The organism is Nostoc sp., assembly GCF_036917095.1.
Lineage (GTDB): Bacteria > Cyanobacteriota > Cyanobacteriia > Cyanobacteriales > Nostocaceae > Nostoc.
On sequence record NZ_JBALFH010000030.1, the window covers coordinates 142,963 to 161,693 of the forward strand.

19 protein-coding genes and 2 tRNA genes are annotated in these 18,731 nt (G+C 42.2%); 14 read left to right on the plus strand and 7 right to left on the minus strand.

The features are described 5' to 3' along the window. Positions 1-177: 177 nt before the first annotated feature. Positions 178-1,902: an ABC transporter ATP-binding protein gene (locus V7L01_RS14390; protein WP_335035780.1), complete on the plus strand. Its 1,725-nt coding sequence runs from the start codon at positions 178-180 to the stop codon at positions 1,900-1,902. A gap of 206 nt (positions 1,903-2,108) precedes the next feature. Here the strand turns inward: V7L01_RS14390 and V7L01_RS14395 are convergent, their stop codons facing one another. Next, positions 2,109-3,566 (minus strand): protein adenylyltransferase SelO, encoded by a 1,458-nt coding sequence (locus tag V7L01_RS14395; protein ID WP_335035781.1) that lies wholly within the window; start codon positions 3,564-3,566, stop codon positions 2,109-2,111. 128 nt (positions 3,567-3,694) lie between these two features. Between V7L01_RS14395 and V7L01_RS14400 the strand changes: the two genes are divergently transcribed. Then, positions 3,695-4,372, plus strand: a complete 678-nt coding sequence (locus V7L01_RS14400; protein ID WP_335035782.1) for an SMI1/KNR4 family protein — start codon at positions 3,695-3,697, stop codon at positions 4,370-4,372. Between the two features lie 25 nt (positions 4,373-4,397). On the opposite strand, the gene V7L01_RS14405 is transcribed toward V7L01_RS14400, so the two are convergent. Next, positions 4,398-4,853 (minus strand): hypothetical protein, encoded by a 456-nt coding sequence (locus V7L01_RS14405; protein ID WP_335035784.1) that lies wholly within the window; start codon positions 4,851-4,853, stop codon positions 4,398-4,400. 238 nt (positions 4,854-5,091) lie between these two features. Then, positions 5,092-5,667, minus strand: coding sequence for a GNAT family N-acetyltransferase (locus V7L01_RS14410; RefSeq protein ID WP_335035786.1), 576 nt, complete (start codon positions 5,665-5,667; stop codon positions 5,092-5,094). 395 nt (positions 5,668-6,062) lie between these two features. On the opposite strand from V7L01_RS14410, the gene bioB reads away from it, so the two are divergent. Continuing rightward, the gene (bioB, locus tag V7L01_RS14415) at positions 6,063-7,070 is read left to right on the plus strand and encodes a biotin synthase BioB (RefSeq protein WP_335035788.1); all 1,008 of its coding nucleotides are present in this window, start codon (positions 6,063-6,065) and stop codon (positions 7,068-7,070) included. An 82-nt stretch (positions 7,071-7,152) separates the two neighbouring features. On the opposite strand, the gene petL is transcribed toward bioB, so the two are convergent. Then, positions 7,153-7,248 carry a cytochrome b6-f complex subunit PetL gene (gene petL, locus V7L01_RS14420; RefSeq protein WP_109007553.1) on the minus strand — a complete coding sequence of 32 codons (96 nt, stop codon included), beginning with the start codon at positions 7,246-7,248 and terminating at the stop codon, positions 7,153-7,155. Between the two features lie 200 nt (positions 7,249-7,448). Here petL and aroB point away from each other — a divergent pair, with 200 nt between their 5' ends. Together aroB and V7L01_RS14430 are read left to right on the plus strand one after the other, a co-directional pair. Beyond that, positions 7,449-8,570, plus strand: a complete 1,122-nt coding sequence (gene aroB / locus V7L01_RS14425) for a 3-dehydroquinate synthase (protein WP_335035790.1) — start codon at positions 7,449-7,451, stop codon at positions 8,568-8,570. 85 nt (positions 8,571-8,655) lie between these two features. Beyond that, positions 8,656-9,318, plus strand: a complete 663-nt coding sequence (locus V7L01_RS14430) for a Uma2 family endonuclease (RefSeq protein ID WP_335035792.1) — start codon at positions 8,656-8,658, stop codon at positions 9,316-9,318. A 104-nt stretch (positions 9,319-9,422) separates the two neighbouring features. Here V7L01_RS14430 and V7L01_RS14435 read toward each other — a convergent pair whose 3' ends face one another. Next, positions 9,423-9,737: an S-layer protein gene (locus V7L01_RS14435; protein ID WP_335035794.1), complete on the minus strand. Its 315-nt coding sequence runs from the start codon at positions 9,735-9,737 to the stop codon at positions 9,423-9,425. Positions 9,738-10,384: 647 nt separating this feature from the next. On the opposite strand from V7L01_RS14435, the gene V7L01_RS14440 reads away from it, so the two are divergent. The 3 genes from V7L01_RS14440 (at position 10,385) to V7L01_RS14450 (ending at position 11,956) form a co-directional block, all read left to right on the plus strand. After that, on the plus strand, positions 10,385-10,624 hold the full coding sequence (locus V7L01_RS14440) for a hypothetical protein (RefSeq protein ID WP_335035796.1): 240 nt from the start codon (positions 10,385-10,387) through the stop codon (positions 10,622-10,624). A 517-nt stretch (positions 10,625-11,141) separates the two neighbouring features. Continuing rightward, entirely contained in the window at positions 11,142-11,567 is a 426-nt protein-coding gene (locus V7L01_RS14445) for an acyl-CoA thioesterase (protein WP_335035798.1), read from the plus strand. A gap of 149 nt (positions 11,568-11,716) precedes the next feature. Next, positions 11,717-11,956, plus strand: coding sequence for a hypothetical protein (locus V7L01_RS14450; protein WP_335035800.1), 240 nt, complete (start codon positions 11,717-11,719; stop codon positions 11,954-11,956). Positions 11,957-11,996: 40 nt separating this feature from the next. Here V7L01_RS14450 and V7L01_RS14455 read toward each other — a convergent pair whose 3' ends face one another. Then, positions 11,997-12,773, minus strand: a complete 777-nt coding sequence (locus V7L01_RS14455) for a TrmH family RNA methyltransferase (RefSeq protein ID WP_335035802.1) — start codon at positions 12,771-12,773, stop codon at positions 11,997-11,999. Positions 12,774-12,866: 93 nt separating this feature from the next. Beyond that, positions 12,867-12,948, minus strand: a tRNA-Leu gene (locus V7L01_RS14460). A 407-nt stretch (positions 12,949-13,355) separates the two neighbouring features. Between V7L01_RS14460 and murA the strand changes: the two genes are divergently transcribed. From murA to V7L01_RS14490, 6 genes are all read left to right on the plus strand, one after another. Beyond that, complete coding sequence (gene murA, locus V7L01_RS14465; protein WP_335035913.1) at positions 13,356-14,720, plus strand: UDP-N-acetylglucosamine 1-carboxyvinyltransferase; 1,365 nt, start codon at positions 13,356-13,358, stop codon at positions 14,718-14,720. A gap of 180 nt (positions 14,721-14,900) precedes the next feature. Continuing rightward, the gene (locus V7L01_RS14470) at positions 14,901-15,779 is read left to right on the plus strand and encodes a M48 family metallopeptidase (protein ID WP_335035804.1); all 879 of its coding nucleotides are present in this window, start codon (positions 14,901-14,903) and stop codon (positions 15,777-15,779) included. 178 nt (positions 15,780-15,957) lie between these two features. Beyond that, on the plus strand, positions 15,958-16,890 hold the full coding sequence (locus V7L01_RS14475; RefSeq protein WP_335035806.1) for a hypothetical protein: 933 nt from the start codon (positions 15,958-15,960) through the stop codon (positions 16,888-16,890). 92 nt (positions 16,891-16,982) lie between these two features. Then, positions 16,983-18,104 (plus strand): alpha-hydroxy acid oxidase, encoded by a 1,122-nt coding sequence (locus tag V7L01_RS14480; RefSeq protein WP_335035808.1) that lies wholly within the window; start codon positions 16,983-16,985, stop codon positions 18,102-18,104. A 106-nt stretch (positions 18,105-18,210) separates the two neighbouring features. Further along, positions 18,211-18,294 (plus strand) — tRNA-Leu (locus V7L01_RS14485). Between the two features lie 30 nt (positions 18,295-18,324). Beyond that, on the plus strand, positions 18,325-18,585 hold the full coding sequence (locus V7L01_RS14490) for a hypothetical protein (RefSeq protein WP_335035809.1): 261 nt from the start codon (positions 18,325-18,327) through the stop codon (positions 18,583-18,585). Positions 18,586-18,731 lie beyond the last annotated feature (146 nt).

Here is an 18,731-nt window from a genome sequence, read left to right on the forward strand (position 1 = left end):
TTTTGGCTTTTTGTTGGTCAATTTGGCTTTTTTTTTGGTCTAAATATTTGGCGATCGCTTCATTAATGACTGGCCATAGTTGCTAAAACAGTTTGTAACTAATGAGTTAACTGCTCAGAAACTCATCAAAAACTGATAGCGTCAAACAAAGTAAAATATCGTTGTGGACTTTCGAGCTTGAAAACGCGTTCTAATTACTGGCAACTGCTGCCTTATATCCGACTCCAGTGGAAAACCATCACCAAGGGACTTATTGGGATCTTGGGATACGTACTGGCGACATTAGTGTTGATAAATCTTGCGGGTAGATTGGCAACTCCCTTTGCCCAAGGTAATGTAGTAGCGATCGCTCAAATAACTGGTAGCTGTGCCTTAGTATTTATTGTTAGAGGCTTGTTTCAGTCTATACAAGATATGTACATGGCGAAAGCTGCTTTAAGAGTCGCTTTTCATCTCCGCCAGCAAGTCTATACCCATCTTCAAAAGCTAAATCTCAGCTATTTTGAAACGGCAAAAGCAGGTGATTTAGCTTACCGCCTCACGGAAGATGTTGACCGGGTTGGGGAAGTGGTAAATAAAGTATTTCACGACTTTATCCCCTGCATTTTGCAGTTGCTAGCAATTCCGATTTACATGATTTACCTGAATTGGCAACTGACACTAGCAACGGTGATAGTTGCGCCGCTGATGGGTATTTTAGTCGGCTGGGTTGGCGAACGCTTACGCAAGTATTCCTTAAAAAGTCAAAATCGCGTGTCGGGTTTATCAGCCATCCTCGCAGAAGTTTTCAACGGGATTCGTTTGGTACAGGCTTTTGCTGCCGAAAATTACGAAATTGCCCGCTTTGGCCATAAAGCAGAACGCAGTCTCAAAGCAAAATACTCAGCCGAACGCCTGAAAGCGATTCAGATTCCCATCATCGGATTTTTGGAAGCCTTAAGTGCGTTATCGTTACTGATTGTGGGAGCGTGGCAAATTTCCCAAAATAACTTGACAGTGGCGAATTTTTTCAGTTATCTGGCGGCGGCGGCGCTGTTAATCGATCCCATTGGTCACACTACTAACAACTACAACGAATTTAAGCAGGGTGAAGCATCTGTTGACCGCGTTTTTGAATTGATGGCAATTCAGCCGACGACGATCGAAAAAGCAAATGCGATCGCTCTTCCTCCAGTCAATGGCAAAGTAGAATATCGTCATATTTCCTTCGCCTATAAACCAGGTGAACCTGTCTTAAAAGATATCAGTTTATTAGTATCACCAGGTGAAGCGATCGCCCTTGTGGGTGCATCTGGCGCTGGTAAAACCACATTTGTGAATCTTTTACCCCGTTTTTACGACCCAGAAGTTGGGCAAATCTTCATTGACGGGGTTGATATTCGAGATGTGAAGTTGCATAGTCTGCGGCGACAAATTGGGATTGTTCCTCAAGAAACCATCATGTTTTCCGGGACAATTGCCCAAAATATCGCCTTTGGACAAGATATTTTTGACATAAAAGCAGTTAAAGAGGCGGCAAAAATTGCTAATGCCCATGAGTTTATTAGCCAACTACCAGAGGCTTATAAAACTTGGGTAGGCGAACGTGGGGTAAACTTATCAGGTGGACAAAGACAAAGAATTGCGATCGCTCGTGCTGTTCTGCTCAATCCCCAAATCTTGATTCTCGATGAGGCGACATCAGCCTTAGATTCCGAGTCAGAAGCACTGGTACAGGAAGCGCTGGAAAGACTGATGAAAAAACGGACAGTGTTTATTATTGCTCACCGTTTATCGACAGTTAGACGGTGCGATCGTATTTTAGTTCTCGAACAGGGTCAAATTGTCGAATCGGGAACCCATGAAGAATTATTAGCCCTAGAGCGTCGCTATGCGCGGTTTTATGCCCAGCAATTTAGTTAGGCAAAATGCTCAATAATTTATTACCCACATCCGACAATCCCCGCTTCGTTGCTATCCCGCCTCGGAATAGAATTCCAAGGCTAATAGCTAAAGTCCTCTAAAGCGGACTGAGTAGATGATTCTAGTCCACTTGAGTGGACTTAAGCTATCAGCCTGGAACTTCAGTTCCGGGCGGGATGTCTGTAAACACGACTATTTAACTTTGACTACCCCCTAGACTGAATTGCCTTGATTAAGTCATAAAAAGGTTGCCAATTATCTTCCTGAGCAATTGCTTCCCAAATCGATTCAATTACTGGTCTTAATAATACCGTTTTGGGATTATGAACAGCTAGAGTTTGGGCAATTACATCAATGCGATCGCTATCAAAATCATTCAAGATTTTGTGGTATGCTATGCACCAATCATCAAAAATTGCTGATGCGCCCGGTACTGGTACAATATCTGAACTATTCATTACAAAACCTGGCTCATCTCGCCATTTAGATGAAAAAGTGCGAGCCATCTCATAAAAGAATTGGTGATAGCCAACTTGGCTCGCTTTCAAGAATTCAATCGTGAGATTTAAGAGTTCTTCAGCTTGTGGATGTTGCAACTCCACAAAACCCAACTTTTTCAACATCAAAGAACTGTATTCAGCTTGATAATATTCATCAAACCTAGCTAAACTAGTCTCCATATCGCCTTTATCAATAATTGCCTTTAAAGGTTCCTGGAGCATTTCTAAATTCAGCTTGCAAATAATTGGTTGATTACTGTAACAGTAGCGTCCAGAATAGTCAAAGTATGCAGCTATAAAGTATGGGTCATAAGTAGGGATAAATGCATAAGGCCCATAATCAAAGCTTTCTCCTGTAATCGACATATTGTCAGTATTCAACACTGCATGACAAAAGCCAGCCGCCATCCACTGCGCTACTAGTTGTGCAACCCGTTTAACTAATTCGGCGTAAAACAAGCCATATTTATCTTGTTCAGCATTTAAGTGTCGATAATACTGCTCAATTACATGGTCTAATAACTTCTGAGTTAAATCTGGACGCTGGAAATAGTGCAGTCGCTCAAAAGTGCCAAACCGAATATGAGAACTGCTCATCCTAATCATCACAGATGAACGGGTAGGCGAAGGTTCATCGCCCCGCCAGAGTGGTAAACCTGTTTCAATCATGCTCAGACAGCGCGAGGTACGTACACCCAAGTAGTGTAATGCTTCCGCAGCCAGAACTTCTCGCACGCCACCTTTGAGTGTCAGCATACCATCGCCACCACGGGAGTAGGGCGTTCTCCCAGAACCTTTCGTACCAAAATCGTACAATTCGCCATCATTGGCGCGTACTTGCCCGTAGAGAAAGCCTCTACCATCACCCAACTGCCCGTTATATTCACCAAATTGGTAGCCGTGGTAACGCAGAGCTAACAAGGGTTTGCGCCCCTGAAATTTGCCAAAGGCTGTGATAAAATCTTCGTCTTTGACTAGTTGGGGGTCTAGACCAAAACGGGGTAATAGTTCATCGTTACGCCAACGCAGGAGGTGTTGAGGAAATTCTGCCGCTGCAACCTCATCGTAGTAGTCGTCGCCTAGAGATTCCAAGGCGCTTTCGTAGTTGAGGGAGAGAAAAGGATTGTTAGAATTTTTGTAGTTTGGAGTTTCAGCCAGAGTCATTACGAGCAAAGCTTAATTCATTCTTCCCTTAATACTACCTCTGGCTTCAGCATCAGCATCAGCATAGACGGAAAAAGCGACCCATATCTAAAATATGGCAGCGCCACCATTAAAATCTAGAGCGCATAATGAATAAAGTTTTGCAATTAAAGAAAAAATTAACTCAATTAGCTATTTTAGACGCTACATTTGAGGTTTTTGGCTCAGAATCACACCAATATCAATTCAAACCTTGCTTGAGTAACCAAGATATTCAAGTGTTTGAATCCAGATACAATATTACGCTACCAAGTGAATATCGAAACTTTCTTTTAGAAGTTGGTAATGGTGGTGCAGGGCCAGGATACGGCTTATGCGGACTGTCGGGAATTGAATATGAAGAGGTCATCCCAGAAAAATTATACCAAGAGAACTACGAAATTCTCTCCAAACCATTTTCTTTAATAAAAGCATGGAATGATTTAGATTTGATTGCCAAGAATAATACAGCTTTTGTTAACAACGGTGATGCTTACTTTGATGATAAATTTATTCAGGGCACTCTCACCATTACAAATTATGGTTGTGGAATTTATGCGATGTTAGTCATTACTGGGGAGCAGTCAGGAAAAATCTGGATAGATGACCGTACTAATGAAAATGGAATATATCCTGCTTCTTTGACTTTTTGTCATGCTTTCCATGACACTAACTCTGATGATTTTCATCTAGATAGTCATGAGGAGAAAGCTTTGAGTTTTTATGATTGGTATGAAGACTGGCTCAATCGAAGTTTGGATCAAATCCGCCAGTCTTCCGAAACTTAATCTTAATTAAATAAAACTGAGTTTTTTATTTTGTAATTGGTTGTGATGTTGATGGAGTAATTCCTACTGAGTTTGATGTTGGTTGTAATGCCTGTGAAGATAGAATTTTTTTCACTTGTAGGTTATAAGCTTGCAAAATCGATTGAATCTGTTTCTGTTGAGCTTGATTCAGATCCAAAGATGTTAACACTGTTCTGATTCTCTGACGAGATTGCAGTGCCGCCTTAAACTTAGTATCTTGGGACGGGTTTAATAGAGCCTCAATATCCTTATCTCTTTGCTGGCGAGCTACTTGAATTTGTAGGCGCTGTTGATTTGTGAGTTTGATTGCCTGATGCGATCCAGGACTAGTCTGAGTTTTTAAAGCTGGTGTAGTGGCGGAATTTGGAAGTGGTGTTGCCAAGACAACTCCGTGTAAGATGGTAGCAAAAGCGAAGATAGTAGAAAAGACAGATAAACGCTTTATAGAATTAATGGACATTTTGGAAAACTCCTCAATCATTAATACAATTGGACACATCGGCTCAAGTAAACCTTGATAACTGAGCCGGGTGGCAAACAAATATTACTATTGCATTTGCCTGTGGAGTTATTGTGTATTTATTATGAATTTGCTATGTATTTGTAGATGTTTTTAACTGAATATTTTAAATTCATCAAAACTAAGCTGTTGTACTATTGCCAATAAATAATATTATTAAAATTATCCTCAGCCACTTTTAAAACTTAGGTGCTTGCCAATCAGGATTGATCAGACTTGTCAGAATATGATCTTCCCATTGTCCATTAATTAACAAATAGTCTCTAGCATATCCTTCAACAACAAAACCAAGCCTTTTGAGTACATTGCCACTGCGCCGATTGTGAGGCATATAATTAGCCATGACCCGGTGAAAATTTAACTCTTGAAAGAGATATTGAATTGCGACTTTTAGCCCTTCTGTCATATATCCTTTACCTTGTTTATTTTCAGCAAGGCTATATCCCACATAGCAAAAATGAGCGGCTCCTCGGACAAAATTACTAAAATTGACCGTTCCAATAATTACAGTTGGATTTTTTTTAGTAAACATAAATAGTTTTAACGATTGCCCATTGATAAACTCCAGAAAACTATTCTCTATCTGATACTGCCAATATTCGTCAGTGAAAAAGCCATCAGCCCAAAGAGGGTAGAATGGTGTGAGATAAGTTTTATTATCAATAAAATATTTGAGAATTTGGGGTATATCTTCATGGATCGCTGCTCGTAATAATAGGCGATCGCTTGTAATTAGTGGCAGTTCTGATATCATAAATTACTTAATCGACGGGATCTTTTCCCGGAACATTCTCTCTTATTTTATAAATTCTCTCATACCTGCGGTTTAGCAGCAGTGAGATTCGCTGTATTATTATGTGCCAATTTAGATAATCAGTGGTGTAAGTATGGGTGTTTTGCCAAAAACACCATGCTTTCGCTTTACTTCCAACAGATAGGCTGAGTATTTTTGCTGTGAATCTGCCATTCACCCAAAATCTTGATAAGCTGATGTCTAATATCTAGAGCGGAAGGATTGAGAGCCAATGGGTGATAAAGCACAGTGCGCGGCATAACTTCGATAAAATCGCTTTGCCCAAACGCTGTACCGCAGGAGATTCAACCAAAAGACAGCTCTTGATTAACCCAGTCTAAAAGAAGGATAGTGATGTGGTGGGAATACGCTACGATTGGCAGGAATTAGAGATTCGGGCGATATACAATACGCCATTGCTAGAGCTGATTTATCAAGCTGCTAGCGTGCATCGCCAATATCATGACCCAACAAAAATACAAGTTTGTAAGCTCATATCTATTAAAACGGGAGGTTGTCCAGAAGATTGCAGTTACTGTGCCCAATCTTCCCGCTATAAAACAGAGGTAAAGGCGCAAGCACTCCTAGAAAAGGAAACGGTAGTTAGCATCGCCCAGAAAGCTAAAGAAACTGGTGTTAGCCGCATCTGCATGGGTGCTGCTTGGCGGGAAGTCCGGGATAACTCACAATTTGAGGAAGTCCTGGAAATGGTCAAAGATGTAACCGCAATGGGTTTAGAAGTGTGCTGCACTCTGGGGATGCTGACAGCAAATCAGGCCAAGAAATTGGAAGAAGCGGGACTTTACGCCTACAACCATAACTTAGATACCTCGCAGGAATATTACAGCACAATTATTACCACGAGGACATATAGCGATCGCTTGAACACAATTGAAAATGTCCGACAGACAAATGTTACTGTCTGTTCCGGCGGTATCCTGGGTTTGGGCGAAACTGACGATGACCGGGTTGGGATGTTACACACTCTGGCAAACTTACATCCGCATCCAGAGTCTGTGCCAATTAATATTCTCTCCCAAGTACCGGGTACACCCTTAGAAAATCAGCCTGATGTCCCCATTTGGGATATTGTGCGGATGATTGCCACAGCCAGAATTTTAATGCCAGCTTCCGATGTACGTCTTAGTGCCGGTAGGGCTAGACTTTCTCAAGTTGAACAAGCTTTCTGCTTTATGGCAGGAGCCAATTCTATCTTTTCTAGCGACGACAACAAGATGTTGACGGTGACTACTCCCTGTCCAGATTACGATACTGACCGAGAAATGCTCAATTTACTCGGTTTGGGAATGCGTCCGCCTTCCCAAAGACAGGAGAAGGTAGCAAGTCCAGCAGTTGTAGGATAAATATCTTCTTGTGGGATGGGTGTCTCACCCGTCCCTGGAAAAACTGAGGGCAGGCAAGATGCCCGCCCCACAAGAGTCTTGGTTAAATTATCTTGGCAGTCCGCAGACCGAACAGCAGACCGACAGCCAAACCAAAGAACAAAGCTAAAAAGCCGATGTAAGCTGCAATTGCAAACATTTGTTTTTCTCCACAATACTTCCTAAATCTATTGAATCATTAGTCATTGGTCATTGGTCATTGGTCATTGGTCATTTGTCATTTGTCATTTGTCATTTGTCTTTTCTGCGCTCCCCCTGCCTCCAGCCTCCTGCCCCTCACTCCCCACTCCCAGATTGCGATAGAATACAGCCCACGGGCGCTTGTTTAGGGGTTGGGCAATGACTTCTGTAATTAATGTGAATTTACCAGACCAGTCTTATGAGATTGCGATACCTTCGGTGAGCTACGCTAACGCACCATCGAATGTAGATAAACTGGGTCAACAGATGGCCAATCTGAAGCTAGGCAAGAAAGTACTGCTGGTTTCTAATCCTACTATTTTTAAGCATTATGGGGAAAGAGCGATCGCATCTCTGACATCTGCTGGATTTGAAGTTGCTAGCTGCACCCTACCACCTGGTGAACGCTACAAAACCCTCAATTCCATCCAAAAACTCTACGATATCGCCTTGCAAAACCGCCTAGAACGTTCTTCTACTATGGTGGCTTTGGGCGGAGGTGTGATTGGGGATATGACTGGCTTTGCCGCCGCAACTTGGCTGCGAGGCATTAATGTTGTCCAAGTACCTACCACTCTCTTAGCGATGGTGGATTCGGCAATTGGTGGCAAAACTGGCGTGAATCATCCCCACGGCAAAAACTTGATTGGGGCATTCCATCAACCGCGCTTGGTTTTGATTGACCCAGATGTGTTAAAAACTCTTCCTATGCGCGAGTTTCGGGCAGGAATGGCAGAAGTTATTAAGTACGGTGTGATTTGGGATGCTGAATTGTTTGCCCAGTTGGAAGCAAGTAAACGCCTCGACCAACTCCGCTATGTAAAACCAGACCTGATACAGCTCATATTAATGCGCTCTTGTCAAGCTAAAGCTGATGTTGTTAGCAAAGATGAGAAAGAAGGCGGATTGCGGGCGATTCTCAACTATGGACATACCATCGGTCATGCAGTGGAAAGTTTGACTGGTTATCGTCTAGTAAATCACGGTGAAGCGGTGGCCATTGGTATGGTAGCAGCCGGTGAAATTGCTGTGGAATTGGGAATGTGGCAAAAGGAAGATACGGAACGTCAAAATGCTTTAATTCAAAAAGCAGGTTTACCGACTCAGTTACCATCTGGGGTGGATATTGAAGCAATTATTGAGGCGTTGCAGTTAGATAAGAAAGTCAAAGCAGGAAAAGTGCGGTTTGTTTTACCAACAGAAATTGGTGTAGTGACAGTTACCGATGAAGTGCCATCAGATATTATTCGGCAAGTGTTGCGGGGAATGCAAACAATTTGAAGAAAAATTCAGGATTCAGAATTTAAGAGTCAGAATAAAAATTAGTTGCTCTGTCCTTCAATTACGAATTACGAATTAATGAGCCATGATACTCCAAGCCAAGAATCAATTAACCTTGCAAGAGTTCTTAAATCTTCCAACCGGTGAGGGAGATATAACTTATGAGCTTGTTGATGGTCAAGCAATTCCTAAAATGTCACCAAAGAAATTTCACTCTAAACTTACCCGTGCCCTTCTGAATTTGATTGAGCAATGCTGTGAGGGTCAAGGAGAAGTTTGCCCAGAATTAGCTGTCGCACTAACCCGTCGAGGGCGGGACTGGATGCCAATACCGGATATTTTATATATTTCTAATGAACGTTTACCGCCTGATTGGGATCAAGAAGGAGCATGTTCTGTCCCTCCTGATTTGGTGATTGAAATTATTTCCCCCTTCGGGTTCGAGAGTGACGCTCGAAGACTCGCTAACGCTACGCTATCGCAATCGACGGAAACCGCCAAGACTGCGACTCTCTCACCAGGACAAACCTTTGGACAAATGGCAGCTAAAGCAAAAGACTATTTAGATGCTAAGGTGCTGCGGGTGTGGGTATTAGATAGTAAAGCCAGAAGCATTACTGTTTTTTATCCAGATGCAGCACCACAAACTTATATGGGAGAAGAATTACTCAAAGATTCTTTATTTGAGGGGCTGGAATTTTCTGTTGAGCAGCTGTTTCAAAAGACAAAAATACCATTAGATACCTAATAGTACACTTTTTACATCTAGGATAATTCTTTTCATCTCAACGTCCATCAGAATTTCAATCGGCGGTTGCTACTCAAACTTTCATATCTTTAATTAGCAACGCTCTATTTTTGAAACTGCGGTTCTTTCTGCGGTTGCTGCTGGTTATTTGTTGGTTGCAATTTTTGAAATAAAGCTGGTGGGGTAGCTTTACGGAAAGCGCCGCAGTAGTGCATAGTCATAACTGCTTTGAAAGCCCAATGCTCTGCTGGCACATCACTAAAGGGATTTGGTAAAGTTTCTGCTTGATTTTGGACACAAGCATTCAAAACTTGATTCGATTTTGCTGGAGTGTCGGTAGTGGGTTCTTGAGATTTAACAGGAGTAACAAAGCTAGTACTAGCTAGCACTACGACTGTTGCCAGAATTTTATAGTTCATAATTTGAGTTTTCTAGGGATGAAAGTCTACCCTATGTTAGTTCCCAGGCTACTGCCTAGGAACTAGAATAACCTTGCTGACATTAAGCGTTAGAAAACATGGTAAGCATTACTAACATAACAACTAATGCACCGATCCAAAGGGCTAACGATCCCCAACTAACTGAATCTTTTTGTACTCTTTGCCAGAAATTGCTGACTAAGTTATTCCGAATTGCCATTTTATAACCTCCAATTTTTATGATACTTGTACTTACTTAATGCATTAAGGCTGCATTGAATAAAAAAAGTTCGTCTGTGGGGTATCAGCCTTCATTTGCTGACTCCCAGATATTAACCAACAGAGATTTAAATCAATCTATGTAGCAATCGTAAATGCGTGTATTTCAACTCATTACCGATCTACAAAACAAACAAAAGTTTACAAAAAGATATTTGTTGATGCTTAACTTTATTTTCCCATACGTAACTGTTTACACTCAAAAATTTGGCAATTTTGAGAGAATTCTTAATGTAGTTTTAACCTTGTATAAAAGTTTGTGTTTTTAAAATCACAAACTACGTAAATATTGATTCTGTTTCACTTTGACGCGTGATTTATCTAGACTTGAAAATAGACACAATTAACAGTGAAATAGCAGGTAAATAATGGTGCAACAAATAAGACATAATGAACCGCAATATATCTGTATCATTCCAGTTGATGGAATTACTGCTAACAAAGACGAAGAAATCATAACCTTTGGTGTATCAGCTAACGATGCAAAAAAACAAGGCGAGGAATTATTAGCATCTACCTATGGTTGTAATCAATCACAAGTTTTGGAATTGATGCAGCAAGCACGAATTGAACCGATAGCTCAGTGGTGTGCCCCTAAAGACCGCTAAAACTACTTATGACGGTCTTGGCAATAGCAAGCGATGCCAAGTATACTTCTTTGCGCCGCAGTCGCTCTTGGGTTAAGCAATTACTTGCGCTGAATTGTCTACTACGGGCTACGCTTACGCACAAGCGGGTTACAATCCTTTTCTGCTGCGTCGTGAAGATGTTTAGATTAGAATTGTCGTTGAATTAAGAGCAAAAAAATGATGAAATGGAATTTTCCCTTTCACTCATCAATTTATGCAGCTATCAAGTAGAAATTCCAGAGTCCCACAGCAGTCAGCATAAAGCGATCGTTCAAATCACGAATGCGATTTCTATATACTGCTGTAGCAGCTTTATATCTCTTAATACCTAATATTGTGCGTTCCCATTTAACGCGGACTCAACATGATTTACGATCTGAAGTATCTTCGCTTTTTTCAAGCAAGATTTGAATTGTTTTAGAGGCAGTAAAAACACTGAAATCGAAAAATTAATATAGAGAAGTCTAAAAAACAGCGCTGCACTACCAACTAAACTATGTTACCGTTCAAAACTCTGCTACGCGTCCGACACTATGAGATGGACGCCCTTGGGCATGTAAATAACGCTGTCTACCAAAATTATTTAGAACAAGCAGCCATTGAGCACTCAGAATACCTGGGCTTAACTTTGGATGTATATCGGCAAGTGGGTGGTGTATTTGTCATGCGGCGGGTAGAAATTGACTATTTACGTCCAGCAGTGGCAGGCGATACCCTAGAAGTGACTACCTGGTTAAAGGAAATGCGTGGGACTCGTGCCTTCCGATGCTACGAAATTCGTAAACAAAACCAAGATAATTTGTTAGTAACGGCAGAAGCGCTATGGGTTTGGGTAGATGCCCAGACAATGCGTCCACGACCAATTCCCAGTGTCATGTTAGACAAATTTTTGCAAATCCAAAACCCAGGTGTTACAACCTAAAAATGGTTTATGAAAAACAATTGATTTCTTTTCTCCAGGTAATGCTGACGATTGAGAATCCACAACTATGATGTTATAAGTACAAAATTTAAATCTGTAAAAACTGCAATCAAAATTAGATCGGTAAATCAGGATTTCAAGTAAATATTATGGAGCAAAGTCAGCCACAAGAGCGCCGCGCCGCCGATCGAGTGTTTCAACAATCCCTCGATCAGTTGGAGGATATCTTACAAGAAAGTTCAACTGAGGAAGAAATCCCCCAACTAGATACTAGTAGTGTTAGTGAAGTCGAACTCGATCAAGAATTGATAGATATTGATTTAGCAGCTCTTGAGGACGCAGTTGCTGATATTGAACAATATCTCGAAGAAAGAACAAAAACCAAATAAAAGTTATGAGTTATGAGTTCTAAGTTTTAACTCCTAACTCCTAACTCATTTGCCGCCGAGCTTCGTACAACATTAAAGCAGCTGCGATCGCCACATTCAATGATTCCACCCCAGGACTCAAAGGAATTCTGACTTGCTTGTCTGCGATCGCTGCTAAATCTACCGACAATCCAGCGCCTTCATTTCCTAGTAAAATCAGACTGGGTTTGCGCCAGTCCACCTCCCAATAAGTTAAAGTCGCACTGGGTAAGGTTGCCACTACCTGCATTCCTGCTTGCTGACTTTGTTGAACTGTCGCTTTTAAATCTTCTGTTACGGCTGTTGCTAGGCGAAACCATTGCCCTGCTGAAGCCCGGAGGACTTTAGGACTGTCTAAATCTACACTATCTCCACTTACCCATAACCCTGATGCTCCAGCGGCAGCAGCGGTGCGGATCATCGTACCCAGGTTGCCCGGATCTTGCACAGTTTCTAAAGCTAGCACTAAACCAGTAAATGGTAGTTGAGTTTGGCCAACCCTTCGTTTTGCCGTTGCAACTACACCATCCGGTTGGACTGTGGTAGCGATCGCATCCAAGACTTCTCTACTGACAATTTCGGCGCGATCGCATTGGCTACAAGCTTGCTCCCACAGCGTAGGGTGGGCTACTTGCCATTCTGGGGTACAACACACTGTTTCTAGTGGGTAATTCACCGCACAGGCTTCCTCTAACAGGTGCGTCCCTTCCAGTAAAAATAATTGCTGCTTGTGCCGCTCCTTGGTGGAGTGGAGTTTGCGGATTTGCTTGACTAGGGAATTTTGTAAACTGGTCAACATCAAAAATTTAGGAGTTAAGAGCTACGAGTTAGGAGTTATTTAGTTTTCTTTACAACTCATAACTCTTCACTTTTAACTCCTAACTTAATAATATGCGGAACCCGGGACTTGAACCCGGAAGCCTTGCGGCACTAGAACCTGAATCTAGCGCGTCTGCCAATTCCGCCAGTTCCGCTGGCTATTATCTTTATCGACAATTTCCTATTATTGCGTAATTTTTTACCTTTGTCAAGTGAGAAGATAATGCCTCGTTAAAAATGTCAAACTGGAAACGAGTTTTTCAAGGGATAGATGGAATCAAAATATTAACTCAACAGTACAGCATTGATTTTTAGAGAACACTTAAGTTATTTTACTGAGTATTTAATTTTGCTGAAGCTTACTACTTATTCGTTCTTTTTTATTAAATTTTTTAAAAGCTTAAAAAGCCTGCTATTGCTGATTTTTAGCCCGTATTTTTCCATAAAAAACAATTTTTTTATCCAAGAAGTTGTCTTAAAATGTGGACAATTTGAAACTTTACTGTAGAATCGAAACCAACTTCAAACATATAAAATACGTATTACTTTTGGAGGTAGGCTTATTAATCCTTCTACCAGCTTACCAGATGCCAAAATTGCTCCAGAAGCAGACTCCTCAGTCTTGCAAATTTGGGGTGGGCATCCTTTGCGAGGTCATGTGAAAATTAGCGGGGCAAAAAATGCAGCATTGGTAATCATGGCTGGAGCCTTGCTGTGTCCGGGCGATTGTCGTATCCGCAATGTCCCTTTATTAGCGGACGTAGATCGGATGGGGCAGGTGTTATTAGCTTTGGGTGTACGCTTAACACGGCAAGGTGACATTTTAGACATCAACGCCAGCGAGATTAAAACATCAAAAGCTCCCTATGAACTAGTTACGCAGTTGAGGGCGAGTTTTTTCGCCATTGGTGCCATTCTGGCAAGATTAGGAGTAGCACAGATGCCCTTACCAGGCGGTTGTGCTATTGGGGCAAGACCAGTTGACTTGCATGTTCGAGGACTGCAAGCAATGGGGGCTGAGGTGCAAATTGAGCATGGCATTTGTAATGCCTACGTCCCTGGCAGCAGCAAAAGATTAAAAGGTGCGAAGATTTACTTAGACATCGCCAGCGTCGGAGCGACGGAAAACTTGATGATGGCGGCTACCCTCGCAGAGGGCGAAACGATCATCGAAAATGCTGCCAGAGAACCGGAGGTAGTCGATTTGGCTAACTTCTGTAACGCGATGGGAGCAAAGATTCAGGGCGCCGGGACTAGCAGGATTATTATCGAAGGAGTCCCCAAGTTGCATTCTGTTGACTACAGCATTATTCCCGATCGCATTGAGGCCGGGACGTTTTTGCTAGCAGCAGCAATTACCCGTTCTGAACTTCTTCTCTCGCCAGTAGCTCCAGAACATCTTATACCAGTGATTGCCAAGCTGCGGGATATTGGGGTGACAATAATTGAGGAAAAGCCCGAACACTTACGTATTCTGCCAGCGGAAAGCCTCAAGGCAACGGATATTGAAACTCAATACCATCCAGGTTTTCCCACAGATATGCAAGCGCCGTTCATGGCTTTGCTGACATTGGCGGAAGGCGACAGCGTGATTAACGAATCTGTCTTTGAAAATCGCTTGCGTCATGCCTCAGAGTTGAATCGCTTGGGGGCAGACATTCGTGTCAAAGGCAACGCTGCTTTCGTTCGGGGAGTACCGAAATTATCTGGCGCACCAGTATTAGGCACAGACTTACGAGCATCGGCAGCGCTAGTCATAGCAGGATTGGCAGCTGAAGGGCAAACCACAATTCAGGGATTACAGCACCTCGATCGCGGCTACGATCGACTTGATGTAAAGTTGCAGCAATTGGGAGCTAAAATCCTCCGCGTGGGCGAAACATCAGATGCAGAAATCGCTTCCGCCATCGGTAGCCTGTCAAGTTGAAATTGAAAGGTTGAGACTGAGGCGGGGATAAAGGAGGCAAGGGAGACAAGGTAAAATTTTCTCCCCCATCTCCCCCTGCTCCCACTGCCCACTCTACTTAAATCGTTATACTAACTGTGGGAGGCTGTTTATTTAATCAGCCAAATTCCATAGTTGTATTTTTTTATAGCTTGCTGCACTATGTCCTTCTTAAAAACCCCGCTGATTGGTTTAAAAGCTGACTCATTTCGTCATCCATTAGACCTGGAAGCTACCAAAACGCTCAAGCAAATACCTGGCATAGATATGTTGGTGCGAAATTGGCTTGGGCCAATGGCAGAGCAGGTTTTCTATGTGGAAAATATTGCCTCCAGCGTTCTGGTGGGTGAAAAGCAACTGCCTGATTTATACAAGCTGTTGTTAGATGCCTGTAAAATCCTGGATATAGAGCCTCCCCAGTTATACGTCCGGCAACATCCGGCTCCCAACGCCTATACTTTTGCTGTGCGGGGTAAGCAGCCCTTTGTTGTGTTACACACATCCTTAATTGATATCCTTACACCAGAAGAAATACAGGCAGTAATTGCCCACGAGTTGGGGCATCTCAAGTGTGACCATAGTGTTTACTTGACGCCTGTAAATTTATTAATATTAGCTGCGGCGATTGTGCCCAATGTCGGAACCTTCGTTGCTCAAGCGATACAAGCACAGCTTTTAGAATGGGTACGCTGTGCTGAGTTTACCTGCGATCGCGCCGCATTACTAGCAACCCAAGACCCCAAAGTTGTCATGTCAGTATTGATGAAGCTGGCGGGTGGTTCACCCACCTTAGCGCCACAACTGAATCTTGATGCCTTTGTTGCCCAAGCCCGCGCTTACGATGATATTAGCAAGACCGAACTAGGTGAAATGGTTAAAGCTGCCCGCACAGCCCAATTAACCCATCCAGTGCCAGTGCTGCGGGCGCGAGAAATTGACCGCTGGGCAAGCAGCACAGAATATCAATCTCTAATCCAAACTCATGGATTGAAGTCTACAAGTAGTGAAGTTGCACCCAAAGGCGGATGGCGAAACTGGTAGAGCTACTAATTAAATTAGGTTATGTAAATTTAGATGTGTTTTAGCTCAGAATAATTCAGATGATTCGCCCATGCGTTGGCGCAGCCCGTCGTAGACATCGCATTTGCTAGAGTTTTTCGGGTAAGCTGTGGGCGATTCACTGTGATGTAAAATACTGGTACAGCCCAAAAATCAGCTAATGACCAGGTTTCCTCACGACCAGTTCGCTAAAGACTATCTTAAAGAATTGTTACAACCATTGGGAGAAGTGGAAACAAGTCGGAAAGTTCCGTCTCAAATCCGAGAGATTGATGTTTATTTTGTACCTCCACCCCAATCCACAAGGAATACAATAGAATTAGGGCTGTTAGGAAAATTTGCGGCTGAACCTGCATTAGTTGAACCATTTAGAAATGCAGCTACAATTGCGGAGATCCGCAGTTTTCTAAATAAGTTGTTTGATATCTTTGCTGAACTAAAACGTCAAGCTAAAGGTGATAAAACTCGGCTTGCAGAATCAGAATTACCACGTTTGTGGATTTTGTCACCCACGGCTTCTGAATCTATATTGGATGGTTTTAGAACTAATTTAGATGAAGAGTATTGGGGAATAGGAGTACATTTTTTAGGCGATTTGTTTAGAACAGCAATTGTGGTAATTCATCAATTACCGCGTACAGAAGAAACGCTATGGTTGAGAATTTTAGGTAAGGGAAGAGTTCAGCAACAAGCGATAGACGAACTAGAAGCGCTTCCCCAAAATAATCCCTTACGTTCCAAAGCAATTGATTTATTTTTAAATTTAAAGACTACCTTAGAATTCAATCAGAATATAGACGAGGAGGATAGAGATTTAATTATGCGTTTATCACCTATTTACGAACAAAAATTAGCAGAAGTTAAACAAGAAGGAATCCAAGAAGGAATCCAAGAAGGAATTCAAGAAGGAATTCAAGCCGGAATTCAAGCCGAACGTCGTAATGTTATAGAGAATTTATTGCGAGTTCGCTTTGGTTCTTTAGATGCAGAGCTAAGAGGAATCACTGAAGCTTTATTGGCATTATCTCCAGAGGAATTTACTCCTTTATTACTGCAACTATCCAGAGAAGAATTATTAAATAGGTTCCTTTAGAAGAACTCAGTCTGAGATACTACTAATAAATCGATAATTACCCGAACAATCGGATTAAAAAATATCCCATTGCTTAACCCACAGCCTCTACCATGACAGTTGTACCCAACGACCATCGCTTTCAACCCATAAATCTGTTTGAGTACGAAAAGCTAGCAAAAGAGCATCTCTCTCAAATGACGCTTGATTACTATAGCAGTGGTGCTTGGGATGAAATAACATTACGGGATAATTGTGCTGCCTTTGAGCGAGTCAAGCTGCGACCTCGTGTATTAGTCGATGTAAGCGATCGCAATCTAACTACCTCCATTTTAGGACAACCCCTGCAACTACCTTTGTTAATTGCACCGATGGCTTTTCAATGTCTAGCCCATCCAGATGGAGAAGTTGCCACAGCCCTAGCTGCGGCATCAGCTGGTGTGGGCATGGTGTTAAGTACAATGGCCACAAAGAGCATTGAAGAAGTGGCAACTGCGTGCGATCGATTTCCAGATTCTTTGCGATGGTTCCAGCTTTACATCCATAAAGATCGGGGATTAACTCGTGCCTTGGTAGAAAAAGCCTATAAAGCAGGCTATAAAGCACTTTGTCTAACTGTAGATGCACCTGTTCTCGGACAGCGAGAGAGAGATAGACGTAACGAGTTTTCCTTACCCTTAGACTTACATCTGGCTAATCTCGCCACCATCTCAGGGCTAGATATTTCCCATGAAATAGGCGAATCTGGATTATTTACCTATTTTGCCCAACAGCTAAACCCAGCAGTCACTTGGGATGATTTGGAATGGTTGCAGTCTTTATCTCCACTACCTTTAGTCATCAAAGGCATTTTACGCCCAGATGATGCTATACGGGCTGTAGAATATGGAGCCAAAGCAATTGTTGTTTCCAATCATGGTGGCAGACAACTCGATGGGGCGATCGCTTCTTTAGACGCCCTAGTTGAAATAGTAACAGCAGTGGATGGTAAAGTAGAAGTACTGTTAGATGGAGGCATTCGTAGGGGCACAGACATTCTCAAAGCTCTGGCATTAGGAGCAAAAGCGGTACTGATCGGACGACCCATTCTATGGGGACTAGCAGTAGCAGGACAAGCTGGTGTATCTCATGTCATCTCACTCCTACAAGATGAGTTAAATTTGGGAATGGCACTTAGCGGCTGCGCTAAACTACAGGATATTGACTCTAGTTTATTGACCCTGCCACGCCTTTAAGCCGAATGGTTCTTAGAGCTATTATTCCAGCAAAACTTTGAGAATTAATTTTCAGACTTGTTACAAAATCACTTAATTAGAGTATAATAGTTAAGATTGGACATAAGGGCGGGTGGCGAAATTGGTAGACGCACCACACTCAAAATGTGGCGGCCTTGCGGTCATAGGAGTTCGATTCTCCTCCTGCCCACTACCAAACAAGTGTTAGAGAGGTTAAATTATGCGCCTGAAAAGATGGGAATCTCCCCGTAAAGAAGGCAGGAATGACAAAGGTAGAGGCGGTTCTGCGAGGAAACGGCAACTCAAAAAGCAAAGGCAAATGTTACGCCAAAGACTCAAGGAAAGTAACAAACCAGACAATAACAAAAACACTAAAGCAGGGGAAGATAAGTTTATCTTCCCCTTATTTTTTGGGCTTTTATTTCAGAACAAAATAAATTTTAGGGATTTATCAATAGTATCAATAGATCGACTAAATTAAATCTGTAATAAAGTTGGAAATTTATAAGAAAAATTTATTAGCCATTCTTTAAAATATACTAATTTGAATTGAAGCTCTTAAGCGCATATTTACGTATCAAAATCAGCATATTGAGTATCTGGTATACTACTTTTCTGTCCAATTTA